Source organism: Kitasatospora sp. NPDC004531, from assembly GCF_053602195.1.
This window is the reverse complement of sequence record NZ_JBSGDD010000001.1, coordinates 66,338-92,492: the sequence shown is the minus strand read 5'-3', so window position 1 is coordinate 92,492 and position 26,155 is coordinate 66,338. Positions and strand designations below refer to the sequence as shown.

The window sequence follows — 26,155 nt, the reverse complement described above, 5'->3', positions numbered from 1 at the left end:
TTGACGGAGCATCAGTGATCGGCGCAATCCTGAACGGGAACGGGGGGCTGATACCGGCCTTCCTGGTGGTGGCCCTGCTGCTCGGCGCCGCCGGGTGGTGGCTCGCCGCCCGGCGCGAACTGCCGCGCTGGCCCACCGTGCTGCTGGGCGCCGCGCTCGCCGGGGAGCTCGTCGCCACCCTGTTCCCCACCGGGCAGTCCGGCGCGCGGGACGCGTACTGCACCCGGGGCGCCGACCTCGCCTTCACCCTGCAGGGCGCCCAGGGGCAGCTCAACCTGCTGATGTTCGTCCCGATCGGCCTGTTCGGCGTCCTCGCCCTCGGCCGGCCCACGGCGGTGGCGATCGGCGTCCTCGTGCTGACCGGGGCCACCGAGTCCGTGCAGGGCCTGCTCCCCGGGATCGGCCGCGCCTGCGACAGCGGCGACCTGGCCGCCAACGCGATCGGCGGCCTGGCCGGCGTGCTGCTGGGCTGCGCGGTGCGCCTCGCCCGGCGCCGCCGGATCCGGCCCGGCGGGCGGGAGTTGGCGTTCGGCGGCGCGCTGGCGGTGACGCTCGGGGTGCCGGTACTGCTGGTCCAGACGATGGTGCTGGAGCCGACGGTCGCCAGCGGCGCCTCCCCGGCCACCGCCCAGCAGCGTGAACTGGCGCTCCGCGACGCGGAGTTGCTCTTCGGGCCGGGGGAGCGGGTGGCGGCCGTGCAGTGGCTGGTCTCGGGGCCGGGGATCGAGCGGGTGAGCGTCACCGGCGAGAAGCTGTCCTTCACCCTGGACTGGCCGTCCGGTCGGCTGCTCGACGTGAGGGGCTTCTCCGAGCCCGGCCCCGCCCCGGACCCGGCCACCGAGCAGCAGGCCCGGGCGGCGGCGGACCGCTTCCTCGCCCAGTGGGCCCCGGGCCGCCCCGGCACGGACCGATCGCAGTCCGCCCCGCACGGCTCCTCCTGGCGCTTCACCTGGAAGGACGACACCGGCTGGTACCACCTGGACGTCGACCGGGACAACCGGGTGGTCGAGTTCACCCGCGAGTGACCCTCACACCACGCCCACCAGCACGATGACCAGCGCGGGCAGCAGGAGGAAGACGGTGCCGAGGTAGACGCCCAGCACCCAGCGGCGCCCGGCGGCGAGGCGGGCCAGGTTCTCGGCGCAGTACAGCGGCACCGGCCGCAGCAGCGGGATCACGTAGATCGCGACGATCGAGAAGACGTTGTAGATCAGGTGCACGAACGCCGCCTGCAAGCCGATCTTCGCGTCCGGCCCGACGCCCGCGAACGCCGCGAAGACCACGGTGAACGTGGTGCCGAGGTTCGAGCCGACCACCACCGGATAGATCTGCGCGGGCGTCAGGATGCCCGCCCCGGCGAACGGCACCAACACGGAGGTGGTGATGGTCGACGACTGCGTCACGACCGTCACCCCCATGCCGGACGCCATCGCCAGGTACTCGTTGCGCCCGACGGCCCGGATCAGCGCGTCGCGGGCCCGGCCCACCATCAGCAGCTTGAGCAGCTTGCCCAGGTAGCGCACCGCGACCAGGATCAGCCCCGCGCCGACCACGATGGTGAACAGCGGCCCGAGGGTGCCCGCAAGGTGCGAGGTCGCGTGGATCACCGCCTGCTCCACCGGCCTGGTGACCGCCCGCACGACGTTGAAGTGCGCGGGATTCGGCAGCCAGTCGGTGCCGTACAGCGCGTCGGTGAGCGCCCCGCTGAGGTGCTTCAGCGGGTGCCAGAGCAGCTCGACCGGGAAGAAGATCAGCAGCGCCAGCCAGTTGTAGAAGTCGTGGACGGTCGAGGCGCCCAGCGCCCGGCGGAACTCCGTGCGGTTGCCGAGGAAGGTCAGCGCGACCAGGCTCGTCGTCACCGTCGTCCCGACGTTCGCGCCCAGAATGATCGGAATCGCGCCCTCGATCGGCAGCGCCCCCGACCCCACCGCCGTCACCGCGATCGCCGTCGTGGTGGTCGACGACTGGATCAGCACCGTCCCCAGCACCCCGACGCTCAACCCGACCCACGGATTCGCCGCGAACGCGAACAGCGTGTGCGCCGCCTCGCCGCCCAGCCCCGCGAAGCCGTGGCTGATGACGCTCACCGCACAGATCAGCAGGTAGATCAGCCCGGCGACACCGGACCAGCCGAGGACCTTGACCCACGCGGGGAGCGGAGCGTCCGCCATCCCCCCAGGCTAGAAGCCCTGCCCGGCTTTTGCGCGCCGTCGACACCTCTACGCTGCTCATCAACGACAGGTCCGGTGGGTGGGGAGACGACCGTTGGAGATGGGGCCCAAGAAGCTGGCGCTGCGATTGGCGCTGACGGGGCTGCGGGACGAGGCCGAGCAGGGCTTCAAGAGGCGCGCGAACCGCACATGCAGCCAGACCGACCTCCAGAAGGCCGTTCGAGCCACCGGACTCCCCGATACGGCCACCTTCGCCGGCCAGCGGATCAGCGAGTGGCTGCCCCCGGACGAGCGGGCCGCCCGGGCGCGGATTCCGCACAGACCGGATGTGCTGCTGGCAGTGGTGGCGGTGTGGTCCTCGTGGGCCGGAGTCGCCTCCCTGACCGACTCGGGCAAGGTGGATCACCGGTGGATGCGCGCCCAGGGCGCCCGTTGGCGGCGCCTGCTGGACGACGCGAGGGCGGAACGCGCCGTCCGCACGGAGACAGCAGCCCTGGTCGCCCCGCACTCGGCCGCGGTGAAGGCCTACCTGAAGCGGGTCCGCGAGGTACACCGACGGCTGAACCTCGACGTCCTGGGCCACACCAGCCGGGCGGGTGAACAGCCGGCGATCGAGATCCGGCAGGTCTTCATGCCGCAGCAGTGCCGCGGGTACCTGTCCCACGTCCCGGGCGAGGTGCGTCGACTCCTCTTCGCCGACCGGGCGTCGGACAGTGAACTGCCGCCCGGGCTGGCCGCGGACGAGGCCGCCAAGTTGCGTACCTCGTACCACTCCCAGCCTGCCCGCTCCGTGCTGGAGATCCTGGCGAGCGAGCCCGGACGGCGACTGGTGGTTCTGGGCGATCCCGGCGCCGGGAAGTCGACGCTGTCGAAGTACGTGGCGCTCGCGCTGGCCGGCGCGGCCGACGATGTGCCGCCCGAACTCGCTCCCCTGACCGGGCTGGCACCGGTGGTGGTGGAGCTTCGGCACTTCGCGGAGCAGCGGTGGCGGGATCGCAGCCTGGAGGACTTCCTGGAGCACGCGAACGACGAGGACCGGATGGGCCTCACCCGGCCCCTCCTCGACGAACTGCTCGTCAGCGGGCGGGCGTTGGTGTTCTTCGACGGCCTCGACGAGATCTTCGATCCCAAGGTGCGGGCCGAGACCGCCCGGCGGATCACCGCCTTCGCCGCCGCCCATCCGCAGACGCGGGTGGTGGTCACGTCGCGGGAGTTCGGCTACCGGGCCAACGACTTCGCCGCTGCCGGATTCACCCAGGTGATGCTCCAGGATCTGACCCGCCCGCAGGTGGAAGAGTTCATCCACCGCTGGTACGCCGCCGCGCACCCCGAGAAGCCCTCGCTGTCCGCGCAGCTGACCCAGCGGCTGTCGGGCGCGGTGCGCGGGGTGCGGGCCGTGGCCGAACTCGCGGGCAACCCACTGCTGTTGACCATCCTCGCCTCCGTCGGCCTCGGGCGGACGATCCCCCGGGAGCGACGCGAGGTCTACGCCCATGCCGTGGACGTGCTCACCGAACAGTGGGACAGCGGGGCCAAGTTCCTCACGCCGCACCCCCCGGCATCGAGCGGAGCGGTCGAGGCGCTGGAGTGGCTGGAGCCCCGCAACCGCCGAAAGCTTCTGCAACGCATCGCCCGGCACATGCAGGAGGGCGCGGAGAACCCGGGCGGCACCTACCTCAAGCACGCGCAACTGACCGGCCTGATCAGTGACTTCCTGCAGCAGTCGACGGGCCTCCTGCGGTCCGCCACCGACATCGCTGCGCAGCACATCGTCGAGCGGCTACGCGTGCGGAACTTCCTGCTGGCCCACTTCGGGGACGGCGTCTACGGCTTCGTCCACCGGGCGTTCCTCGAGTACCTCGCAGCCGAGGACCTCCGAGAGCGGGTCTTCCAGGAGGAGATGAGCCGGGACGAGCTGCTCGAATTCCTGGGCCGCCGCGCAGAGGACCCCGCCTGGCACGAGGTCCTGCTCCTGGTCGTCGGTGGACTCAACCATCGGCAAGTCGCTTCCTTCATCGCTCTTCTGCTCGGTCGGCATCGAGAGCGTGATGGACGCCGGAACGCCCCGATGCTGATGTTGGCGGTCCGGGTGCTGGCCGAAGTGGATGAGACCAACCACCGATCCGGCTCCCCGAATGGAGATCCGGCATCGTCGGTCGCCAGGCAGAGCCGCGCTGTTGTCTCTGCGCTCGTTGGTGCACTCAGCCGTTCGGGAGTCATGGACGTCGAGGAGGTGCTTCCGGCTCTCGCGACGTTTGATCGCTTCTGGCCGGACCGGGACCGGTTCCTACGCTGGCACTACGCGCAATCGACCGTCCATGACCCCTACGCGGCCAGCAGAGTGGCAGCGGTTCTGAGTCGGGACGAGGCTGAGTCCATTCGACAGGCAAGTATTCCGTGGAACGCGAGCATGCGTACTTTTGCGTTGGAGGTACTCGCGGAGCGGTGGCCGGAGGAGGCCCGCACGGTGGTGATGGCGGCCGTTTCCGACCCCGAGTGGGAGGTTCGCAGAGGTGCCTTGGAAGTGCTGGGGGAGAGGTGGCCGGACGAGGAGGCTCGTGCTGTTGTGATGGCGGCTCTCTCCGATTCCGAATGGGTCGTTCGTAGCAGGGCGTTACGAGTGCTGGCAGAGGGGTGGTCGGATGCGGAGGCTCGCGCTGCGGTGATGACTTCTGCGGCTTCCGATCCTGATGTGTACGTTCGCGACAGTGCCTTGCGGGTGTTGGGGGAGCGGTGGCCGGACGAGGAGGCTCGTGCTGTTGTGATGGCGGCTCTCTCCGATCCTGAACCGGTCGTCCGCGTCAGTGCGTTGGACGTGCTGGGGGAGCGGTGGCCGGATGACGAAGCCCGCGGGGTCGTCATGGCGAGTGTCTCCGATGTCGACATGGATGTCCGCGCCGGTGCGTTGCGGGTGTTGGGGGAGCGGTGGCCGGACGAGGAGGCCCGTGCTGTGGTGATGGCGGCTCTCTCCGATCCTGAACCGGTCGTCCGCGTCAGTGCGTTGGACGTGCTGGGGGAGCGGTGGCCGGATGACGAAGCCCGCGCGGTCGTCATGGCGAGTGTCTCCGATGTCGACATGGATGTCCGCGACGGCGCGTTGGATGTGCTGGGAGAGAGGTGGCCGGACGAGGAGGCCCGCGCTGCGGTGACGGTGGCGGTTTCCGACCCCGAGTGGTTTGTTCGTTGTGGGGCCCTGGACGTGCTGGGGAAGCGGTGGCCGGATGGCAGAGCTCGCGCCGTGGTGACGGCCGCCGTCTCCGACCCTGAGCCCATGGTCCGTATCAGTGCCTTGGAGGTTTTGGCGGACCGGTGGCCTGACGAGGAGACTCGTGCTGTCGTCACGGCGGGCGTCTCCGACATCGACATGGAGGTTCGCGCCGGTGCGCTGTGGAGGTTGGGTCAGCGGTGGCCCGATGAGGAGACCCGTGCCATTGCCATGGCGGGTGTCTCCGATCCCGAACCGGGGGTCTGCCGCGGTGCGTTGCAGATACTGGGCCAGACCTTTCCTGGTCGCGATGCCTGCTCGCTCATCGCCGGTGTCGCTGCATCGGACATTCACCTATGGGTGTGCAAGGACGCCGTTGCGCTGCTGGCGGCACAATTCCCTGACGTGGCGTGGTCTGTGATCGGTGCCACGCTCGAAGGTGATCGGCCGCTGGAGCTCAAAGTACAGGCCGTCAAGCTCCTCGCGTTGCTGTGGCCGGAGCACCCCGAGACGGTGCTGCGGATTCAGGCCGTGGCCGCCCACGAGGAGCAGGAGCTTCGCCGAACTGCGGGCGAGGCCCTGAGGTTTCTGAGGCACCAGTCGCCCACGAGATGAGGCTGCTGGCGGTCCTGCTCCCCCAGAGGGCAGAGCAGGACCGTCGCTGTGGCTACTTGTTGGTGAAGGAGGCCGGGCGCTTCTCGGCGAAGGCGGACATGCCTTCCTTCTGGTCGGCCGTGGCGAAGGCGGCGTGGAAGAGGCGGCGTTCGAAGCGGACGCCCTCGGCGAGGGTGGTCTCGAAGGCGCGGTTGACGGATTCCTTCATCATGACGGCGGCGGGGAGGGACATCGCCGCGACCGTTTCGGCGACGTCGAGGGCCTCGGTGAGGAGCTGGTCGGCGGGGACGATGCGGGAGACCAGGCCGGCCCGTTCGGCCTCCTCGGCGGGCATCATGCGGCCGGTCAGGCAGAGGTCCATGGCCTTGGCCTTGCCGACGGCGCGGGTGAGGCGCTGGGAGCCGCCGATGCCGGGGATGACGCCGAGCTTGATCTCGGGCTGGCCGAACTTCGCGGTGTCGGCGGCGATCAGGATGTCGCAGAGCATGGCCAACTCGCAGCCGCCGCCGAGGGCGTAGCCGGCCACCGCGGCGACCACGGGCTTGCGCAGGCGGCCGAGCTCGTCCCAGGGGCCGAGCCAGTCGTCGAGGTAGACGTCGGGGAAGCGGTTGTCCTGCATCTCCTTGATGTCGGCGCCCGCCGCGAAGGCCTTCTCGGAGCCGGTGATCACCATGGCGCCGATCTCCGGGTCGCGGTCGAAGGCCTTGGCGGCCGCGACCACCTCGGTCATCAGCCGGGTGTTGAGCGCGTTGAGCGCCTTGGGCCGGTTGAGGGTGATGATGCCGACCCGGCCCTTGCGGTCCACCAGGATCGTCTCGTACTCGGCTGCGTTCTCGGTCATCGCCGCTAATCCTCTCCACGCTGAGCGGAACACTGACGGTGGATACGATCTCGGAACACCGCTCCGGATGCCAGTCTCGCCAGGCGAGACGATGGTCACCCCGCGAGGTGCAGGTCGCCGCCCTCGGGGACGGCGAAGAACCGGGCGACGTCGTCGGGCCCCACCTCGGCGAGCGTGGCGGGGTTCCAGCGCGGGGTGCGGTCCTTGTCGACGACCTGGGCGCGGATGCCCTCGACCAGGTCGGGGTGGGTGAGGGCGGCGCAGGAGACGCGGTACTCCTGGTCGAGGGTGGCGGCCAGCGAGGGCAGGGCGCGGGCCCGGCGCAGCGCGGCGAGGGTGACCTTGAGCATGGTGGGGGAGTGGGCGAGCAGCTGCTCGGCGGCCTCCTTGGCCTCGGGCAGGCCGGCGGCGTGCAGGCGTTCGACGATCTCCTCGACGGTGTCGGCTGCGTAGCAGTGGTCGATCCACTCGCGCCGCTCGGCGAGCGCGGAGGCGGGCGCGGGCCCGGTGAGCGGGGGCAGGGCGGCGACCGGGTCGTCGGCGGCGAGCAGCGTGGGCAGCGCCGAGGAGGGCACGAATTGGTCGGCGAAGCCGCAGTACAGGGCGTCGCCGGCGGTCATGGTGGTGGCGGTGAGGGCGAGGTGGGTGCCGAGTTCGCCGGGGGCGAGGGCGAGCAGCCGGGTGCCGCCGACGTCGGGGACCAGGCCGATGCGGGTCTCGGGCATGGCGACGGCCGAGCGCTCGGTGACGACGCGGATCGCGGCGTGCCCGGACAGGCCGACGCCGCCGCCCATGGTGATGCCGTCCATCAGCGCCAGGTACGGCTTGGGGTAGCGGGAGACCAGCTCGTTGAGCCGGTACTCGTCGCGGAAGAACGCCCGGTCGCCGGCGCCGCCGAGCTTGGCGTCGTCGTGTATGGCGCGGATGTCGCCGCCGGCGCACAGGCCGCGTTCGCCCGCGCCGGTGAGCAGGACGGCGGTGACGCGGTCGTCCTCGGCCCAGGCGTCGAGTGCGGCGCGGACGGTCCGCAGCATCGCGTGGGTGAGGGAGTTGAGGGCGCGCGGGCGGTTGAGGGTGAGGCGGCCGGTGCGGCCGATCCGCTCGACCAGCACGTCCTGCGAGGTGTCCAAGGCCATGACTGTCACCGCTCCCGTCCGGGGGAAGGAAAGTACGACGATCTTCCCGTGCACGGTACCGGGCCCGTCCAAACGGTCGGGCGGGCAGGGTCGGCGGAGCGCGGCCCGCCGGGTCAGCAGGGGTGCAGCGGGGTGGCGAGCAGCACCGGGCCGGTGGGGGCGGCCGGGCGCGGGGCGAAGCCGCACAGCTTCACGGGGTGCGGGGCGAGCGGGAACGCCTGGGCCTGCGGGGCGGGCATCAGCAGGTTGGCGGCGGCGAGCGCGGCTCCGCAGACCAGGGTGCGCAGCTTCATCATCGGGTCCTCCGGGCAGCAAGTCGTCCACGAACGGCCGCGGCTGTCACAGGTAGGGACAGGCCGCGTGAGGTCGCGTCAACTTCTAGCGGGGGACGGGTCCGGAGCTCCGCAATCTCACCCGAACAGCGGCGAGCTGCGGGCGCGCGGTTGACGGCGCCCGCAGCTCGTGGCCCTACCGGAGGATCAGCCGACGATCCGACCGGTGACCTCGCCGAAGCCGACCCGCAGCCCCCCCGGGCCGGGGGCGGTGGCGCCGATGGACACCTCGTCGCCGTCCTCCAGGAAGGCGCGCTCGGTGCCGTCGGGGAACTTCAGCGGGTGCTCGCCGTTCCAGGTCAGCTCGATCAGCGCGCCCCGGGTGTCCGGCTCGGGGCCGGAGACCGTGCCGGAGGCGTACAGGTCGCCGGTGCGCAGGCTGGCGCCGTTCGCGGTGAGGTGGGCCAGCTGCTGGGCGGCCGTCCAGTACATGGAGGCGAACGGCGGACGGGAGATGGTGCGGCCGTTGAGGGCCACCTCGATCGCCAGGTCCAGGCCCCACGGCTCGGCGTCGCGGTCGTCCAGGTACGGCAGCGGCTCCACGTCGCGGGCCGGCGGGGCGACCCGGGCGTGCTGGAGGGCGTCCAGCGGCACCACCCAGGGGGAGAGCGAGGTGGCGAAGGACTTGCCGAGGAACGGGCCGAGCGGCACGTACTCCCAGCCCTGGATGTCGCGCGCCGACCAGTCGTTGAGCAGGCAGACGCCGAAGACGTGCTCGGCGAAGTCGGCGAGCGCGACCGGCGTGCCCATGGCGCTGGGCGTGCCGACGACGAACGCGACCTCGGCCTCGATGTCCAGGCGGCGGCTCGGCCCGAAGGTCGGCGCCGGGTCGGCGGGGGCCTTGCGCTGGCCGTGCGGGCGGGTGACCGGGGTGCCGGAGACCACGATCGTGCCGGAGCGGCCGTGGTAGCCGATCGGCAGGTGCTTCCAGTTCGGGGTGAGCGGCTCCGAACCCGGGCGGAAGATCTTGCCCAGGTTGGTGGCGTGGTGCTCGGAGGCGTAGAAGTCGACGTAGTCGGCGACCTCGACGGGCAGGTGCAGCTCGACGTCCGCCAGCTCCAGCAGGCAGGGCTCGACGGCCGCCCGGTGGGCCGGGTCGGTGAGCCACTCGGTGAGCGCCGCGCGCACCGCCCGCCAGGACGAACGGCCGGACGCCATCAGCGGGTTGAGGGTCTCGGCGTCGAGCAGGTCGGACGGGGCGCCGACCGCTCGGGCGGCCGCGCCGGCGTCCAGCACCCGCTCGCCGATCCGGACGCCGATCCGCCGGCCGGGCCGGTCGGCGGCGGTGAACACGCCGTAGGGCAGGTTGTGCACGCCGAACGGCGAGTCCGCGGGCAGATCGAGCCAGGTGGTGGTGGTCAAGAGATCTCCAGGAGGCCGAGTCGGGTGAGGTCTTCCAGCGGCTCGGCGATGCTACAGGTGCCGAAAGCGGTGAACGCGGAACGGATCCGGGCGACCTGGTGCTCCGTCAGCGACTGCACGGCGGTCGCCAGTCGCGCCCCGTCCCGCTCGGCGAGCAGCCCGGTGGCCTCGTCGAGGTCCGAACTCCCGGCCGCCAGCAGCACGTTGAGGAAGCCGTGGTGCTCGTAGCCGGTGCCCAGGTCGGTGTGGCGCACCGCGTTGTGCAGGCCCGCCGTGCACTTGTACGGCAACTCCCGCTCGGCGCAGGCGAGCTGGAACCCGGCGAGTTCGGCGACGCTCGGGAACGCCGCGTGACTCAGGCCGCCGGTACGGTACTTGGCCCGGTAGCGGGTGCCCGCCAGGGCGTCCAGCGCGGCCGCCGTGCCGGTGCGGGGCACCTCGACGGCCGCCGTGACGCCGTCCGGCAGCAGCGCGTCCAGCTCCGCCACCGTCGCCCGCACGTCCTCGCCCGCCACGTACTCGACGCCCGCCAGCGGCAGGCCCGCCGCGGCCTTCACCGCGTCCGCCAGCCGGCCCGCCGGCACCGTCACCACGACGGGGAACTCCGGTGCCAGCAGTGCGAGTTCGGCCAGCTTGTCGATCGGCGCGAGCAGCGGGCCGACCGCCGCCGCGTACCGGGCGGCGCGGTGCGCCCGGTGCGCGGGGACGGCCTCGGCCAGCGGCAGGTCGCCGGGCGGGAAGACCGCCGCATCGTCGAACAGCCCCCGGTACAGCTCGGGTACGTTCATCGCTTCGCCCAGGTCCACGCGTAGTTCGGGTCCTCGCTGGCGGTGGCGGCCTCGCCGAGCTCCAGCGGGCGGAAGGTGTCCACCATGACCGCCAGCTCGTCGAAGAACTCCACGCCGATCGAGCGCTCGTACGCGCCCGGCTGCGGGCCATGGGTGTGGCCGCCGGGGTGCAGCGAGATCGACCCCTGTCCGATGCCGGAGCCCTTGCGGGCCTCGTAGTTGCCGCCGCAGTAGAACATCACCTCGTCGCTGTCCACGTTCGCGTGGTAGTACGGGACGGGGATCGACAGCGGGTGGTAGTCCACCTTGCGCGGCACGAAGTTGCAGATCACGAAGTTGTTGCCCTCGAACACCTGGTGGGCCGGCGGCGGCTGGTGCACCCGGCCGGTGATCGGTTCGAAGTCCGCGATGTTGAAGGCGTACGGGTACAGGCAGCCGTCCCAGCCGACCACGTCGAACGGGTGGTTCGGCACCGTGTAGCGGGTGCCGGCCACGCCGCCCGGGCCGCGGTGCTTGACCAGCACGTCCACCTCGCCGCCGTCGACCAGCAGCGGGCCCTCGGGGCCGCGCAGGTCGCGCTCGCAGTACGGGGCGTGCTCCAGCAGCTGGCCGTACTTGGAGAGGTAGCGGCGGGCCGGGGTGATGTGGCTGTTCGCCTCGATGCAGTAGGCGCGCAGCGGCTCGTCGCCGGTCGGCACCCAGCGGTGGGTGGTCGCCCGGGGAATGATCACGTAGTCGCCCCGGCCGACCGTCAGGGTGCCGAACACCGACTCCAGCACGCCGGCGCCCGACTCCACGTACACGCACTCGTCGCCCAGCCCGTTGCGGTACAGCTCGCTGGGCGCGCCGGCCGCCACGTAGGAGATCCGCACGTCCGCGTTGCCGAGCACCAGCCGGCGCCCGGTGACCGCGTCGACGGACTTCCACTCCTGGCCGGGGAACAGCTCGTGCAGCTTCAGGTGACGGGGGAGCAGCGGGAGGTTCGCGGTGGTGGACTGGTCCGGCAGCTCCCACACCGAGGCGGCCGTCACCGCCGACGGGATGTGCCGGTGGTAGAGCAGCGAGGAGTCCGAGAAGAACCCCTCCTCACCCATCAACTCCTCGTAGTAGAGGCCCCCTTCGGGGGTGCGGTGCTGGGTGTGCCGCTTGGGCGGCACCGAGCCCAGCTGCCGGTAGTACGCCATCGTCCCGCTTCTCCCTCGTCGCCCTGGTTCCTACTGCCCGTCAGAGGTTGCCGCGCTGGTCCTGCTCGCGCTCGATCGCCTCGAAGAGCGCCTTGAAGTTGCCCTTGCCGAAGCCCAGCGAACCATGCCGCTCGATGAACTCGTAGAACACGGTGGGCCGGTCGCCGATCGGCTTGGTGAAGATCTGCAGCAGGTAGCCGTCCTCGTCGCGGTCGACCAGGATGCCGCGCGACTTCAGCTCCTCGATCGGCACCCGGACCTTGCCGATGCGCTCGCGCAGCTCCGGGTCGTCGTAGTAGGAGTCCGGGGTGTGCAGGAACTCGACGCCGCGCGAGCGCAGCACGTCGACGGTGGTGAGGATGTCGTTGGTGGCCAGCGCCATGTGCTGGCAGCCCGGGCCGGTGTAGAACTCCAGGTACTCGTCGATCTGCGACTTCTTCTTCGCGATCGCGGGCTCGTTCAGCGGGAACTTCACCCGGTGGTTGCCGGAGGCGACGACCTTCGACATCAGCGCCGAGTAGTCGGTGGCGATGTCGTCGCCGACGAACTCCGCCATGTTCACGAAGCCCATGACCCGGTTGTAGAACGACACCCACTCGTCCATCTTGCCGAGCTCGACGTTGCCCACCGCGTGGTCCAGCGCCTGGAACAGCCGCTTCGGCGCGCCCTCGGGGCGGACCACCGTGGACTCCTTGGCGACGTAGCCCGGCAGGTACGGGCCGGTGTAGCGGGAGCGGTCGATCAGGGTGTGCCGGGTCTCGCCGTACGCGGCGATCGCGGCGCGGCGGACGGTGCCGTGCTCGTCGGAGACGTCGTTCGGCTCCTCCAGGATGGTCGCGCCCTGGGCGCGGGCGTGCTCGATGCACTTGTCCACGTCCGGGACCTCCATCGCCAGGTCGACGACGCCGTCGCCGTGGCGGCGGTGGTGGTCCAGCAGCGGGCTGTCCGGCAGCACGCCGCCCTTGATCACGAAGCGGCAGGAGCCGGAGCGCAGCACGAAGGCCTTGCGGTCGCGGCGGCCGGTCTCCGGGCCGGAGTAGGCGACCAGCTCCATGCCGAACACGGCCTGGTAGAACTGCGCCGTCTGGGTCGCGTTGCCGACCACGAAGACGACCGCGTCCTGGGCGGTGACCGGGAACGGGTCGGCGGAGGCGTCGTACTCGACCAGGCCCACCAGCGTGCGCAGCTGCTCGGCGGTCAGTCCGGCCTGCAGCTCCTCGGGCGTCAGTTCAACAGCGGCGTCGGCGGTCATCGGTGCATTCCTCCACGTCGGTCGGTGTGCGAGGAGCTTCCTCCAGCGCGGTGAGGTGGGCAACAGGTCCGATTCCGGCTGCTCAATGTGTACAAGATGAGCAGCTCACGGCCGGTTCGACTGGGCGGATTGCTCAGCTCCCGGCCCGATCGACGCCCTGTTGACGCACCGTGAGGTGCCGGGCGAACCACTGCGCGGCCAGGTCGGCGACCGCCTCCAGCGCCCCCGGCTCCTCGAACAGGTGGCCCGCACCGGGGACGATCTGCAGGGCGCTCTCGCAGCGCAGCTCGGAACGGGCCTGCCGGTTCAACTCCACCACCTCTCCGTCCGCGCCGCCCACGATCAGCAGCGTCGGCGCGCTCACCAGCGGCAGCCGGGCGTGCGCCAGGTCCGGGCGGCCGCCCCGGGAGACGATCGCGTCCGGCGCGGTGTCCGGCTCGGCCGCCGCCCACAGCGCCGCCGCCGCGCCGGTGCTCGCCCCGAAGTAGCCGAACGGCAGGCCCGCCAGCGGCGGCCGGCTGCGCACCGTGCGGGTGGCCTCCGCCAGCCGGCCGCCCAGCAGCCCCGGGTCGAACACCTTCCAGCGGTCCTTCGCCTCCTGCGGCGTCAGCAGGTCGAACAGCACGGTGGCCAGGCCCTCCCGGTGCAGCCGCTCGGCGACCAGCCGGTTGCGCGGACTGCCCCGGTTGGAGCCGGAGCCGTGCGCGAACAGCACCACGCCGGCGGGGCGTTCGGGCACCGCGACGGCGGCCGGGCCGGTCGGGAACGCCAGCTCGTGCTCGCTCACCACCCGCCGGCGGGGCCGACCCGCCCGTTCCAGCGCGTCCAGCACCTCGGCGTCCTCGACCTGCCGGAAGTCCCGGTAGAACTCGCCGACCGCGAAGAAGCTGGCGGGGGTGTGCACCGCGACGAACGCGTCCGCCGCGCCCGCCAGCCGGGACGTCCAGTCGTCCGGGGCGACCGGCACCGCCAGCACCACCCGCGCGGCGCCCCGGGCCCGCACCAGCCGGCAGGCCGCCAGCGCGGTCGAGCCCGTCGCCACGCCGTCGTCCACCACCAGCACGGTGCGGCCCGCGAGCGGCTCCGGCGTCCGGCCCTCGCGGTAGGCGGCGGCGCGGCGGGCCAGTTCGGCGCGCTCGTGGGCCTCCACCGCCGCGAACTGCTCGGGGGTGACGCCCGCCGCGTCCACCACGGTCTGGTTCACCACCCGGGCGCCGTCCTCGCCGACCGCGCCCATCGCCACCTCGGGCTGCCCCGGCACCCCCACCTTGCGGATCACGCACACGTCCAGCGGCGCCCCCAGCGCGGCCGCCACCTCCACGGCCACCGGCACCCCGCCCCTGGGCAGGGCCACCACGACGGGGTCCGTCTCGGGGGTCTTGGCGAGCGCGGCGGCGAGCCGGCGTCCCGCGTCGGTCCGGTCGGTGAAGTACATGGGAAGCAACCTCTCCGCTCTCCACCGTACGCGCGGGCGGAGGGGCCGGAGAGGTCGGGACGGCACTGGTCGAATCGGGTGATAAGTAAAAAATAAGAACAAACCGGTAGGTAGCGTTAGTTTTATCCCGGGCCGGGTAGCGACCAAGTGGTTTCGCGTTGTCCCGACCATGAGGAGGTGATCCAGGTGTCCACCCAGCTGCCGTCGGGCATGGAGCATCATCCGGACATCCTGGAACTGCGTGAACACGCAGAACGGGTGACGTCCACGACCGCGGGGCAGGGGACGGAGGCGCTGGCGATCTGCGCCGGCCTGTTCCTCGCCATCTCGCCCTGGGTCGTCGGATTCAGCGGATTCACCGGCCTGACCATCAGCAACCTGGTGCTCGGCATCGCCTACGCCGTCCTGATGGCCGGCTACGGCCCCGCGTTCGGCCGCACGCACGCCCGCGCCTGGGCCTGCGTGGCGATCGGCGTGTGGACGATCATCGCGCCCTGGGCGGTCAACGGCGGAGCGCACGTCCGCCGGACCATCCTGACCAACGTGATCACGGGCGGCGTCATGACCCTGCTGGCCCTGGCCGCGGTCGGCATGGTGTTCGCCGGAGCATCCGGCGCGGCCTCGCGACGACGCCGCTGACGCCCTCGCTGTTCGGCGCCGACGTCGCGCGGACTCCGCCCCGGCCCTGCGGCCGGGGCGGAGCGCCGTCTCAGCCCCGGCCGGCCGGGCGGGTCATCCGCAGCACGTCGAGGGCCTCGTCGAGCTGGGCCTCGGTGAGCAAGCCCCGGTCCAGGTAGCCGCGTTCGACGACGACCTGGCGGATGGTCTTGCGCTCGGCCAGCGACTGCTTGGCGACCTTCGCCGCCTCCTCGTAGCCGATGTACCGGTTCAGCGGCGTCACCACGGACGGCGAGGACTCGGCGTACTCGCGGGTGCGCTCGGCGTTCGCCGTGATGCCGTCGACCGTGCGGTCGGCCAGCAGCCGGGCGGCGTTGGCCAGCAGCCGGACCGACTCCAGCACGTTGCGGGCGATCACCGGGAGCATCACGTTCAGCTCGAAGTTGCCGCTCGCGCCGGCCACCGTGACGGTGGTGTCGTTGCCGATCACCTGCGCGGCGACCATCAGCACCACCTCGGGCAGCACCGGGTTGACCTTGCCCGGCATGATCGAGGAACCCGGCTGCAGATCGGGCAGGTTGATCTCGCCCAGACCGGTGCGCGGGCCGGAGCCCATCCAGCGCAGATCGTTGGCGATCTTGGTGAAGCCGGTGGCCACCGTCCGCAGCTGGCCGCTGAGTTCGACCAGTCCGTCGCGCGCGCCCTGCGCCTCGAAGTGGTTGCGGGCCTCCGTCAGCGGCAGCCCGGTGGCCCGCGCGACCTCCTCGATCACCGCGGCGGAGAACCCCGGCGGGGTGTTGATGCCGGTGCCCACCGCCGTGCCGCCGAGCGGCAGTTCGGCGACCCGGGGCAGCGTGGCCGTCAACCGCTCCACGCCGTAGCGGACCTGCGCCGCGTAGCCGCCGAACTCCTGGCCGAGGGTGACCGGCGTGGCGTCCATCAGGTGCGTGCGGCCGGACTTCACCACCTCGGCGAACTCCGCCGCCTTCGCCTCCAGCGCCCCCGCCAGGTGCTCCAGCGCCGGGATCAGCTCCTGCACCACCGCCCCCGTGGCCGCGATGTGGATCGAGGACGGGAACACGTCGTTCGACGACTGCGAGGCGTTGACCTGGTCGTTCGGGTGCACGGGGCGGCCCAGCCGCTCGGCGGCCAGGGTGGCGATCACCTCGTTGGCGTTCATGTTGGACGAGGTGCCCGAGCCGGTCTGGAACACGTCCACCGGGAACTCGGCGTCCCAGCGGCCCTCCGCGACCTCCTCGGCGGCCGAGCGGATCGCCGCCGCGACCGGCTCCTCCAGCACGCCCAGGCGCGCGTTCACCGTCGCCGCGGCCGCCTTGATCCGGGCCAGCGCCGCGATGTGGGCCCGCTCCAGCCGCTGGCCCGACACCGGGAAGTTCTCGACCGCGCGCTGCGTCTGCGCCTGCCACTTGGCCGCCGCCGGCACCCGCACCTCGCCCATCGAGTCGTGCTCGGTCCGCCAGCCCTGCTCGTTCTTGCTGTCCGCCATGGTGGGACACCTCCTGGACCCGTCAGCCTTCCACGGCCCCCGCGCATTCCCGCCGCGTCGCCGCAGCGTGTCGGCCCGGGTTTGTTGTGGCGGCGTCAAGACGGGCGGGCCGGAGGACGGCATACTCCTCGGTAGCCCGTTCCCCGCACCCTCCGAGGAGCCCACCCGATGGCCACCGCCCCCGCCGGCCGCCCCGACCCGCTCGACCTGCTCGGCGTCGACGAACTGCTCACCGAGGACGAGCGGTTGATCCGCGACACGGTGCGCGCCTTCACCGACAAGCAGATCCGGCCGCACCTCGCCGACTGGTTCGAACGCGGCACCTTCCCGGTCCGCGAGATCGCCCCCGAACTCGGCCGGCTCGGCGTCCTCGGCATGCACCTCGACGGCTACGGCTGCACCGGCTCCACGGCCACCGAGTACGGCGTCGCCTGCATGGAACTCGAAGCCGCCGACTCCGGGCTGCGCAGCTTCGTCTCGGTGCAGGGCTCGCTCGCCATGCGCTCGATCCACGCCTTCGGCTCCGAGGAGCAGAAGCAGCGCTGGCTGCCCGAGATGGCCGCCGGACGGGCCGTCGGCTGCTTCGGCCTGACCGAGCCCGAGGTCGGCTCCGACCCCGCCGCGATGCGCACCCGGGCCCGGCGCGACGGCGGCGACTGGATCCTCGACGGCGCCAAGATGTGGATCACCAACGGCTCGGTCTCCGACGTCGCCGTGGTCTGGGCCGCCACCGAGGACGGCGTGCGCGGCTTCCTCGTCCCGCGCGGCACGCCCGGCTTCACCGCCCACGACATCCCCGGCAAGCTCTCCCTGCGCGCCTCCGTCACCAGCGAACTCGCCTTCGACAGCGTCCGGTTGCCCGCCGAGGCGATGCTGCCCGGCGCGCGCGGACTGCGCGCCCCGCTCTCCTCGCTCGGCGAGGCCCGCTACGGCATCCTGTGGGGCACCGTCGGCGCCGCCCGCGACTGCTACCGGGCCGCCGTCGACTACGCCCGCGACCGCGAGCAGTTCGGTCGGCCGATCGGCGGCTTCCAGCTCACCCAGCAGAAACTCGTCGACATGGCACTGGAGTTGGAGAAGGCCTACCTGGTCGCCGTCCGCATCGGCCGGCTCAAGGACGAGGGCCGCGCGCAGCCCGCCCACATCTCCTTCGGCAAGCTCAACAACGTCCGCACCGCGCTGGAGATCGCCCGCACCGCCCGCACCGTCCTCGGCGCGAACGGCGTCACCACCGCCTACCCCGTGCTGCGGCACGCCAACAACCTCGAATCCGTCCTCACCTACGAGGGCACCTCCGAGATCCACACCCTGGTCCTCGGCGAGGCCATCACCGGCGAATCCGCCTACCGCTGAAAACTCGCTGGCCGCGGCGCCGACGCCCGCCCTACGGTGGCGGCATGACGACGACCACCACCCTCTGGCGACCCACCGGCCTCGAGGAGCTGGCGCTGGTCGCCGCGTCCGGCTGGCGGGCGTGGCCACCGCGCCTGCCCGAACAGCCCATCTTCTACCCCGTCCTCAACGAGGACTACGCCGTCCGGATCGCCCGGGACTGGAACGTCCCGGCCTCCGGCGTCGGCTACGTCACCCGCTTCGAGGTCGACACCGCCTTCCTCACCCGCTACCCCGTCCAGCGGGCCGGCGGCGAGACCATCCTCGAACTGTGGGTCCCCGCCGAGGAGTTGGACGAGTTCAACCAGCACATCGTCGGCGCGATCCAGGTCGTCCACGAGTTCCGCTGATCCCCCGCCGGCCGGGCGGTACCTTCCGAGTACGGCCCGGCACCCGGAAGGGGATCAGGATGACGCAGTGGAGTGACTACACCACCGGCGAGCGCATCAAGCTTCTGCGCGGCCCGGATCTGACGCAGGAACAACTCGCCGAAGCGTCGGGCCTGTCGGTGGCGACGATCCGCAAGGCGGAGCGTGATCTCGGCGGAAGCCTGCAGACCCTGCTGCGGATCTCGGCCGCGCTGAACGCCGACGTCTCGGTGATCCTCGGCCAGCAGGCGCCGCGTCGGGCGATGCACGGTGCCGACCGGGCGATGGTGCGCGAACTGTCCCGTGCCGTCCACGACACGGCCGCCGGAATCGGTACGGACGCGCAGTCACCGGCGCCGGCCGAGGTCGCGGCCGGGCTCACCGCCGCATGGGAGGCCTATCGCGCCGGCGACTTCGTCGGCGCGGGCGTGCGGATCGCCCCGGCCCTGCGTGAAGCCGCCGCCGCCGTGCGGGCCGCGTCCGCCGACCGGCAGGCAACGGCCGCGGGCGCTCTCGCGGACGCGTACCGGCTGGCGGCCTATGTGGCCAACCAATTCGGTGCCCGCGATCTCGCGTACGCCGGTATCGGACACGCCCAGCACCAGGCCGACCGGGCCGGGGACACGGTCCGCTCGGCCATGGTCGCCTCCGGGAGGTCGTGGATCTGTCTGCGGGACTCCCGGCTCGACCAGGCCGCGCAGACGGCGCGCGAGTCGTACGAGGTGATCGAGCCCCGGTACGGCGACCGTGACCTCGGACTGCTCGCCACCTACGGGTGGCACGTGACCTTCGCGGCCGTGGTCGCGGCCCGGCGGGGCGACATCGCGGGGGCGGACGACCTGCTCTCCCAGGGGCACGCGGTCGCGGCCCGGATGGGACGGGACGTCAGCGTGAACGGCACGGCTTTCGGGCCGGCCACGGTCACCGCACAGGCGATCGGCATCACCGTCTCGACCGGCCGCCCCGGAAAGGCCCTCGGCCTGTTCGCGTCGCTGACCGACCTGTCCGCCCTCACCCCGTCCGCGCGCAACCGGCTGCTGCTCGACGTCGCCCTCGCCCAGGCGGACACCCGGCAGTCCGACGCGGCGCTCGACACGCTGCTGGACGTCTGCTCGGCCGCCCCGGCATGGGCCCGCCACCAGGGCCTGTCAGGAGTGATCGCGCAGAAGGCGAGTGCCGGCAGCGCGACCACCGCCAAGCTGCGGAAGCTGTCCGCGATCCTCGGCACGTCCATGATCATCGGCTGACTGGTACGGGGCGTATCACTTCGGTCCGGTACGACTTCGGGAAGTGATACGCCGCATGGGTTCACCCTCCGTGTGCGCGAGACCACAGTTGGCACATGTCGGCGTCCCGCCGCATCGGCGGCCCACCGGTGGGCCCGCCTCGTCAACAGGCCCACGAATGCGAAGGGTTGCACCATGGAGGAACTGGAAGCGTCCCGCGTCGGGCACTTCTTCCGCAGCGTCACCGACCGATTCCCGGCCGCGCCGGACACCGCGTCGGTGATCGTCACACACCTGGTCGACGGAAGGCCTGTCTTTCTGTCGGCCGCCGCCCGTGCCACCGATCTGCGCTCCATCCTTCCCAAGCCCCGGTCCGTGCAGGCCGACGTCCTGGCGCAGGCGGAGAAGGTGGCGAGCTGCGACCGGCTGTCCCGGGACGACTTCGCCGACCGCGGGTTCGTCCTGGAGTACCTGGAGAACCGGGCACCGGGCCGGGACCTGGTGATCGCCGACGTCGGAGGCTACTTCGCTCCGACCCTGGGACGGATCGTCGACGAGTACAGCGGCAGAGTGGTCGCGGTGGTGGAGGACACCGAGAACGGGCACCGGCGGTACGCGGCCCTGGCCGACTGCCCGGTGCCGGTGTTCTCGGTGGCCCGCAGTCCGCTCAAGGTGGCGGAGGACTACCTGGTCGGCCACTCGGTGATCTTCTCGGTGGAGGCTCTGATCCGGGGGCACGGCGACATCATGGGCTGCCGACGGGCCTGTGTGATCGGCTTCGGGAAGATCGGCTCCAGTGCGGCCTCCCTGCTGCGTGCCAAGGGACTGCCCGTCGTGGTCTTCGACGCCGACCCGGTCAAACGCACCCAGGCCCTGTCCATGGGCTACCAGGTGGCGGGGACACTGGTGGAGGCCACTGCCGGGGCTGGGATCGTGATCGGCGCGACCGGGAACGTGAGCCTGTCGGCCGCCGACTTCTCCCGCCTCGCGAACGGCGCCTACGTGGCGTCCGTGACGTCCAGCGACGACGAGATGGATCTGGACGGGGTCGCCGACCTCTACCACCGCACGCAGGTCGCACCGCACGTGACCAGGTACGACACCACGGGGCACTACTTCTACCTGCTGGCCGACGGGAACGCCGTCAACTTCGTGCACGGGGCGTCAGCCGGGTCGTTCATCTACCTGGTGCAGGCGGAGATCCTGGCGGACATCGGGCTTGCCACGAAGGGCAGTTACCCGCCCGGCATGCACGAAGCCGACCCGCAGACGCGTATGTTCATCGCGGACAGCTGGCTCACCACCTTCACGGAGGCGCACCCCCATGCCCGTCACCACTGAGCACATCCGGGCCGCCGTCGACTCGTACCTGGAGCGCCGGCCCGGCGATCGGGAGCGGCTGGGCCGACTGCTGGCCGCACTGGGGGACGGTGCCGAGCTCACCGATCGGTCGGTGATGCGCGGGCATGTCACCGCCGCCGTGTTCCTGGTCCGGGAGGACGGGAAGGTGCTGCACATCGCGCACAACGCGACGGGGAAGTGGCTGGTGCCCGGCGGTCACCTGGAGGCCGGTGACGAGACGCTGGCCGGTGCGGCGCTGCGCGAGCTCGCGGAGGAGACCGGCATCCCGGCGGATCAGGTGGTGCTGGGCGAACTGGTGGACATCGACGTGCATCCGATCGCGGCGAACCCGGCCAAGGGCGAGGGCGACCACTACCACTTCGACTTCCGGTTCGCGGCCGTGCTGTCCGGCCGGGGCGAGATCCGGCTGCAGCACGAGGAGGTGGCCGGGTTCGGGTGGGACCACCTCGATCCGGGGCAGTACCGGGCCGCCGCCGAACGGCTGGGAGCGCCTACGGGGAACTGACCGGCCGTCGAAGGCGCCGGCCGAAACGGGTGGTCGGGCCAGAAGTCGGAGGGGTACGCTCCACCACGCTCCGGAGCGGACCTCGCAGGACGCCTGGCGCCCCGAGAGGGCCGCAGCCGGCCGATCCGTTTTCGACAAGGGGGCCGATTCCCACATGACGACGACCACGCCCGAGCTTCGCCTCGCTCAGAAGATCCTCGACGAGCAGCCGTTCAGTGTGCTGGTGGGGGCGCGGTTGGAGGTGTTCGAGCCGGGGCGGGCGGTGTTGGTGCTGGGGATCCGGGACGACCTCAAGCAGCAGAACGGGTTCGTGCACGGCGGGGTGCTGGCGTACGCGGCCGACAACGCGGTGACGTTCGCGGCGGGGACGGCGCTCGGGCCGGCGGTGCTGACCAGTGGGCTGACCATCAGTTACGCGCGGCCGGCGACCGGGGTGACGCTGCGGGCCGAGGCGAGCGTGGTCTCCAGCGGGCGGCGGCAGGCGATCTGCCGGTGCGAGCTGTTCGCCGTCGCGCAGGACGGGACGCGGACGCTGTGCGCGGTGGCCCAGGGGTCGGTGCTGACGGCGGGGTGAGGGGCCCGGGTCCCACCTGGGGGTGGGGCGGGGGCCGCCGGAAGGCGGGGGCCGCGAGCGGGGAGTCCGACCGGGGGAGGAGCCTGCTCGGTACCTGGTGGGCATGCCCGCCGGGGTCCGGCCGGGCCACCATGGAGGGGAACGGTGGACGGCGGTACGGCGGGGGGCAGGACATGGGCGGCGCGCGGCAGGCGGCGGCGGTGGTGGTCGGCGGGGCGGCGGTGGCGGCGCTGCTGGTGATGGTCGCGCCGGCGGCCATCCAGGACGCGCAGGACCGGATGGACCAGACGCTGCGCTACCCGACGGGAACGGCGGCGAAGGCCGCCGGCCTGGTGCCGAGCTGGCTGCCGGACACCGCGGTGCGGGTGGCGTTCCTGACGGACTCCCACCAGGGCGACCGGCTGATCCGCGCCACGCTGCCGGACCGGACCCTGCCGGCCGGCTGCACCGAGGGCAGCCCCGCCGGGACGGTGCACCTGCGGGCGCGCTGGTTCCCGACCGACGCCCCGAAGCGGGCCACCGCGCACTGCGGGCTGTACGACGTCGCCCTGGTGGGCGACCAGCTGTACGGGTGGCAGGACGCGGCGGTGGCCGCCAGCGCGCGCCCCGGCGGAATTCCGGTGCACTGACACCCCGGGCTGTCGGTCGGCGGGGCGGATGCGGTAGGACGGTGCGCATACCCGCCACCCGGAGGAGCACCATGCCAGGCCCGACCGTCGACCTCGACGGCGACCAGACCGTCCCCGCAGAACCCGACTCCGCAGCCGACGGCCACCCCGTCCCCGCAGCCGGGGGATCGACCGGCAGGGCGCCGTTCGCGGCGGCCACCGTCGCCGTCCTGGGCAGCCTCGCCGCGCTCGGGCCGGCCACCACCGACCTGTACCTGCCCGCACTGCCCGAGCTGACCGCCGACCTGCACTCCACCGCGCCCGCCGCCCAGTTGACGCTGACCGGCTCGCTGCTCGGCATGGCCCTCGGGCAGCTGCTGTTCGGCCCGCTGAGCGACCGGGTCGGCCGCCGCCGCCCGCTGCTCGCGGGCCTCGTCCTGTACACCGCGGCCAGCGTGATGTGCGCCCTCGCCACGTCGATGCCGATGCTGGTGGCGGGCCGGGCCCTGCAGGGCGCGGCGGGCTCCGCGGGGCTGGTGATCGCCCGGGCGATCGTCCGCGACCGCCTCGAAGGCATACCGATGATACGTTTCCTCGCCACCATGGGGATGATCTCCGGCCTGGCCCCGATCCTGGCCCCCGTCGTCGGCGCCCAGCTGCTCCACCTCACCGACTGGCGCGGCACCTTCCTCACCCTGGCGGTGTTCGGCGCGCTGCTCACCGCCGGCTCGGCGCTGGGCATCCGCGAGACGCTGCCGCCCGAGCGCCGGCACGCCGACGGCCTCGGCAGCACCGTGCGGGCCATCGGCGGACTGCTGCGCGACCGCCCGTTCCTCGGCTACCTGCTCACCGGCACCTTCGCGTTCGGCGCGCTGTTCGCGTACGTCGGCGGCTCGTCCGTGGTGCTCCAGGACGTGTACCGGATCTCCCCGCAGACCTACAGCCTGGTGTTCGCCGTCAACTCGATCGTGCTGCTGGTCGTCACGCAGCTCAACGGGCGGGTGCTGGTGCAGCGCTTCCCCGGGCCGGTGCTGCTGCTCTGCGGGCTGGCGGTGGCCGTCGCGGCGGGGACGGCCGTGGTGCTGTGCACAACGGTGTGGGACACCGGCCTGGCCGGGGTGTGGCCGGCGCTGGCCGTGCTGATGGGCACGATGGGCGTGATCCTGCCGAACGCGAACGGGCAGGCGCTGACGATGGCCCCGCACGCGGCGGGCTCGGCGTCCGCGCTGCTCGGCACCGGAACGTTCCTGTGCGGTTCGATCGTCGCCCCGCTGAGCAGCGCCGGCGGCCACCCGTCGGCGACCGCGCTCGGCGTGATCGTGCTGGCCTGTTCGCTGCTGGCGCTGGCGTCGTTCCTGCCGCTGTACCGCAGGAGCTGACGCCCGCTCGGGGAAAGGGCCGCGCCCGGCCGGTGGGGAACAACCCACCGACCGGGCGCGGTCGTTCGCGTGGCGGAGCGTCAGGCGATCGAGAAGTCGTCGCCGTAGACCGCGCCCTGACCGTACCAGCCGTGCAGGTAGACCGTGACGGTGCCGTTGGCGCCGGTGGTGAACGGGACGCTCACCTTCGTCCAGCCGGAGCCGTTGGCCCAGGTGGAGGCGGTGGCGCCGCCGGAGACGCCGACGTAGGAGTACGGGCCCTGGACCCAGGCGGTCAGGGTGTACGAGTGGTTCGGGGCGAGGGTGACGCTCTGGCCGCACTCGCCGGTGGTGCCGGCGGTCGGGGTGACCTGGAGGGCCTTGGAGCCGCCGTGGACGGGGCTGTTGACGACGGCCGCGCCGGCCTGGCAGGTCCAGGGGGCGAGCGAGCCGGTCTCGAAGTCACCGTTGGACAGGCCGGTCGGCGGGGTGGTGCCGGTGACGGTCAGCGCGTAGGTCGCGGTGTGGGTCCGGCCCGCGCCGGTGCCGGTGACGGTCAGGGTGTAGGTGCCGGGGGCGGCCGAGGCGGTGGTGGCGACGTTCAGCGTGGCGGAGCCGCCGGCGGTGACGCTGCCGGGGTTGACCGTCGCGGTGACGCCGGCCGGGGCGCCGGAGACCGTCAGGCCGACGGTGGCGGCGGCGCCGGAGGTGACGGCGGTGTTGACCGTGCCGGTGGCGGCGGAGCCGGCCTGCACGGTGCCCGCGGCGGGGGAGAGCGAGACCGAGAAGTCGGAGGCGGTGGAGCCGCCGGTGACGGTCAGGGTGTACGTCGCCGAGTGGGTGCCGCTCGCGCCGGTGCCGGTCACGGTCAGCGGGTAACTACCGTTCGCCACCGACGAGTTGGTGGAGATGTTCAGGGTGGCGGAGCCGCCCGCGGTGACGGTGGAGGCGCTCAGCGAGGCGGTGATGCCGGCCACCGGCTGCGAGGTCACCGCCAGGTTGACGGTCTGCGCGTTGCCGGAGGTGACGGCCGTGTTGACGGTCGCCGAGGTGGCGGAGCCCGCCGTGACCGAGCCGGCGGCCGGGCTCAGTGCCACCGAGAAGTCGTTCGCCGGGGTGGTCGAGCTGGTGAACTGCGAGAAGATGTGGCTGAAGTCCCACTTGTTCTGCTGGATGCCGGAGCAGTCGTCACGGGCGCCGGTGCCGGGGCAGCCGCCGTTGTCGCGCTGCAGCGCCCAGAAGGACAGCGTGTTGATGCCCTTGGAGACGGCCCAGTTGTAGACCGTGGTGGCGTTGGCGACGGTGAAGGTCTCGGCGGCGCCGAAGTCGTCGATGCCGGGCATCTCGATGATGCCGATCATGCCCCACAGCTGCGCGGAGGTCTTGGTCGGGTACAGCTTCGCCAGCTGGTTGTACAGGCCCTGCGCGGCGGTCTGGGTGTCCGCGGCCATGTCGTGCGGCTGGTTGTCGTAGTAGTCGAACGTCATCAGGTTGACGACGTCGATGCGCGCGTTGTTGGTGACCGCGTTCTTCAGGACGTTCAGACCGCTGGAGGCCAGACCGCTGGTGGTGGTCGGCAGGGTGTAGCTGAACTGGATGCTGCGGCCGTTGGCGGCCGCCCAGTCCTGGACGATCTTGATCGCCTTGTTGCGGCGGTCGATGCCGGCCGTGTTGGTCAGCGAGTTGTCCTCGATGTCCAGGTCGATCCGGGAGACGTCGTAGGTGGTGATGACGTTCTCGAACTGGGCGGCGATCTGGTTGACGTCCGTACAGGAGTCGGCGATCTCGGTACCCGTGTTGTCGGCGGTGTAGCCGCCGAAGGACGGGATGACGTCGCCGCCGTTCGCGCGGATGGTGGCGATGTCCGCGCCGAAGACCGAGTTGGACACCGGCATCGAGGTGTCGCCGTTCCACAGCGCGGTGCAGGAGCCCTTGGTGGCGGCCTGCAGGAACGCCATGGTGAGGTGCTTGACGCCGGACTGGGAGGCCAGCGCGGCCGGGCTCTCACCCGTCCAGGACTCGAAGTACGGGGCGAAGACGCGCTGCGGCAGCGGGGTGGCGGCCTGGGCGGGGGCGGAGATCAGCCCCAGCGAGGCGGCCGCCATCGCGCCCGTGGCGAGCAGCGCTTGAAGTGGTCGGTGAAGGCGCATCGAGGCTCCAACAGGCATGGGAGGATGGCCTCGTGCCGCAGTTCGGGCACGGGGCGTGGGTCGGCCTGGCAGGGAGTGCCGGGGTGGTGCGGGGCGTGCGAAGCCCCGGCCGGCGGTCACACCCCCACGATGCGTTTCCGGTCGGGAAAACAACGCTCCCATGGTT

The 26,155-nt window shown here is 72.1% G+C and carries 22 protein-coding genes; 11 read left to right on the top strand and 11 right to left on the bottom strand.

Annotation, left to right across the window (positions count from 1 at the left end):
• Window positions 1–14: 14 nt before the first annotated feature.
• The gene (locus ACWEMJ_RS00435) at window positions 15–1,025 is read left to right on the top strand and encodes a VanZ family protein (RefSeq protein WP_452134682.1); all 1,011 of its coding nucleotides are present in this window, start codon (window positions 15–17) and stop codon (window positions 1,023–1,025) included.
• A 3-nt stretch (window positions 1,026–1,028) separates the two neighbouring features.
• On the opposite strand, the gene ACWEMJ_RS00430 is transcribed toward ACWEMJ_RS00435, so the two are convergent.
• On the bottom strand, window positions 1,029–2,171 hold the full coding sequence (locus ACWEMJ_RS00430; RefSeq protein ID WP_452134681.1) for a Na/Pi symporter: 1,143 nt from the start codon (window positions 2,169–2,171) through the stop codon (window positions 1,029–1,031).
• 100 nt (window positions 2,172–2,271) lie between these two features.
• Here ACWEMJ_RS00430 and ACWEMJ_RS00425 point away from each other — a divergent pair, with 100 nt between their 5' ends.
• Window positions 2,272–5,991 carry a HEAT repeat domain-containing protein gene (locus ACWEMJ_RS00425; protein WP_452134842.1) on the top strand — a complete coding sequence of 1,240 codons (3,720 nt, stop codon included), beginning with the start codon at window positions 2,272–2,274 and terminating at the stop codon, window positions 5,989–5,991.
• Between the two features lie 52 nt (window positions 5,992–6,043).
• Here ACWEMJ_RS00425 and ACWEMJ_RS00420 read toward each other — a convergent pair whose 3' ends face one another.
• The 8 genes from ACWEMJ_RS00420 to ACWEMJ_RS00385 all read right to left on the bottom strand — a co-directional run bounded on the left by ACWEMJ_RS00420 (window position 6,044) and on the right by ACWEMJ_RS00385 (window position 14,321).
• On the bottom strand, window positions 6,044–6,832 hold the full coding sequence (locus ACWEMJ_RS00420) for an enoyl-CoA hydratase (protein WP_452134680.1): 789 nt from the start codon (window positions 6,830–6,832) through the stop codon (window positions 6,044–6,046).
• 95 nt (window positions 6,833–6,927) lie between these two features.
• Window positions 6,928–7,968, bottom strand: a complete 1,041-nt coding sequence (locus ACWEMJ_RS00415; protein WP_452134679.1) for an enoyl-CoA hydratase/isomerase family protein — start codon at window positions 7,966–7,968, stop codon at window positions 6,928–6,930.
• 113 nt (window positions 7,969–8,081) lie between these two features.
• Window positions 8,082–8,261 (bottom strand): hypothetical protein, encoded by a 180-nt coding sequence (locus tag ACWEMJ_RS00410; protein ID WP_452134678.1) that lies wholly within the window; start codon window positions 8,259–8,261, stop codon window positions 8,082–8,084.
• Between the two features lie 186 nt (window positions 8,262–8,447).
• The gene (fahA, locus tag ACWEMJ_RS00405) at window positions 8,448–9,662 is read right to left on the bottom strand and encodes a fumarylacetoacetase (protein ID WP_452134677.1); all 1,215 of its coding nucleotides are present in this window, start codon (window positions 9,660–9,662) and stop codon (window positions 8,448–8,450) included.
• Entirely contained in the window at window positions 9,659–10,468 is an 810-nt protein-coding gene (locus ACWEMJ_RS00400; RefSeq protein WP_452134676.1) for a hypothetical protein, read from the bottom strand. The genes fahA and ACWEMJ_RS00400 overlap by 4 nt, the downstream gene beginning before the upstream one ends.
• Window positions 10,447–11,634 (bottom strand): cupin domain-containing protein, encoded by a 1,188-nt coding sequence (locus tag ACWEMJ_RS00395; protein ID WP_452134675.1) that lies wholly within the window; start codon window positions 11,632–11,634, stop codon window positions 10,447–10,449. Before ACWEMJ_RS00395 ends, ACWEMJ_RS00400 begins: the two co-directional genes overlap by 22 nt.
• Window positions 11,635–11,674: 40 nt before the next feature.
• Window positions 11,675–12,886 (bottom strand): 4-hydroxyphenylpyruvate dioxygenase, encoded by a 1,212-nt coding sequence (hppD, locus tag ACWEMJ_RS00390; RefSeq protein ID WP_452134674.1) that lies wholly within the window; start codon window positions 12,884–12,886, stop codon window positions 11,675–11,677.
• A 133-nt stretch (window positions 12,887–13,019) separates the two neighbouring features.
• Entirely contained in the window at window positions 13,020–14,321 is a 1,302-nt protein-coding gene (locus ACWEMJ_RS00385) for a phosphoribosyltransferase family protein (protein WP_452134673.1), read from the bottom strand.
• A 186-nt stretch (window positions 14,322–14,507) separates the two neighbouring features.
• On the opposite strand from ACWEMJ_RS00385, the gene ACWEMJ_RS00380 reads away from it, so the two are divergent.
• Entirely contained in the window at window positions 14,508–14,960 is a 453-nt protein-coding gene (locus tag ACWEMJ_RS00380; RefSeq protein ID WP_452134672.1) for an SPW repeat protein, read from the top strand.
• Window positions 14,961–15,030: 70 nt separating this feature from the next.
• Here the strand turns inward: ACWEMJ_RS00380 and ACWEMJ_RS00375 are convergent, their stop codons facing one another.
• The gene (locus ACWEMJ_RS00375; RefSeq protein WP_452134671.1) at window positions 15,031–16,446 is read right to left on the bottom strand and encodes a class II fumarate hydratase; all 1,416 of its coding nucleotides are present in this window, start codon (window positions 16,444–16,446) and stop codon (window positions 15,031–15,033) included.
• A 168-nt stretch (window positions 16,447–16,614) separates the two neighbouring features.
• Here ACWEMJ_RS00375 and ACWEMJ_RS00370 point away from each other — a divergent pair, with 168 nt between their 5' ends.
• The 8 genes from ACWEMJ_RS00370 (at window position 16,615) to ACWEMJ_RS00335 (ending at window position 23,860) form a co-directional block, all read left to right on the top strand.
• Window positions 16,615–17,799, top strand: coding sequence for an acyl-CoA dehydrogenase family protein (locus ACWEMJ_RS00370; protein WP_452134670.1), 1,185 nt, complete (start codon window positions 16,615–16,617; stop codon window positions 17,797–17,799).
• A gap of 44 nt (window positions 17,800–17,843) precedes the next feature.
• The gene (locus tag ACWEMJ_RS00365) at window positions 17,844–18,188 is read left to right on the top strand and encodes a hypothetical protein (protein WP_452134669.1); all 345 of its coding nucleotides are present in this window, start codon (window positions 17,844–17,846) and stop codon (window positions 18,186–18,188) included.
• A gap of 59 nt (window positions 18,189–18,247) precedes the next feature.
• Window positions 18,248–19,453, top strand: coding sequence for a helix-turn-helix domain-containing protein (locus ACWEMJ_RS00360; protein ID WP_452134668.1), 1,206 nt, complete (start codon window positions 18,248–18,250; stop codon window positions 19,451–19,453).
• Between the two features lie 174 nt (window positions 19,454–19,627).
• Window positions 19,628–20,773: an adenosylhomocysteinase gene (locus ACWEMJ_RS00355; RefSeq protein ID WP_452134667.1), complete on the top strand. Its 1,146-nt coding sequence runs from the start codon at window positions 19,628–19,630 to the stop codon at window positions 20,771–20,773.
• Window positions 20,757–21,299, top strand: a complete 543-nt coding sequence (locus ACWEMJ_RS00350; RefSeq protein WP_452134666.1) for an NUDIX hydrolase — start codon at window positions 20,757–20,759, stop codon at window positions 21,297–21,299. Before ACWEMJ_RS00355 ends, ACWEMJ_RS00350 begins: the two co-directional genes overlap by 17 nt.
• 154 nt (window positions 21,300–21,453) lie before the next feature.
• On the top strand, window positions 21,454–21,873 hold the full coding sequence (locus ACWEMJ_RS00345) for a PaaI family thioesterase (RefSeq protein WP_452134665.1): 420 nt from the start codon (window positions 21,454–21,456) through the stop codon (window positions 21,871–21,873).
• 173 nt (window positions 21,874–22,046) lie between these two features.
• Window positions 22,047–22,502, top strand: coding sequence for a hypothetical protein (locus ACWEMJ_RS00340; RefSeq protein ID WP_452134664.1), 456 nt, complete (start codon window positions 22,047–22,049; stop codon window positions 22,500–22,502).
• A 71-nt stretch (window positions 22,503–22,573) separates the two neighbouring features.
• Window positions 22,574–23,860 carry a multidrug effflux MFS transporter gene (locus tag ACWEMJ_RS00335; protein ID WP_452134663.1) on the top strand — a complete coding sequence of 429 codons (1,287 nt, stop codon included), beginning with the start codon at window positions 22,574–22,576 and terminating at the stop codon, window positions 23,858–23,860.
• A gap of 80 nt (window positions 23,861–23,940) precedes the next feature.
• Here ACWEMJ_RS00335 and ACWEMJ_RS00330 read toward each other — a convergent pair whose 3' ends face one another.
• Entirely contained in the window at window positions 23,941–25,989 is a 2,049-nt protein-coding gene (locus ACWEMJ_RS00330) for a glycosyl hydrolase family 18 protein (RefSeq protein WP_452134662.1), read from the bottom strand.
• Window positions 25,990–26,155 lie beyond the last annotated feature (166 nt).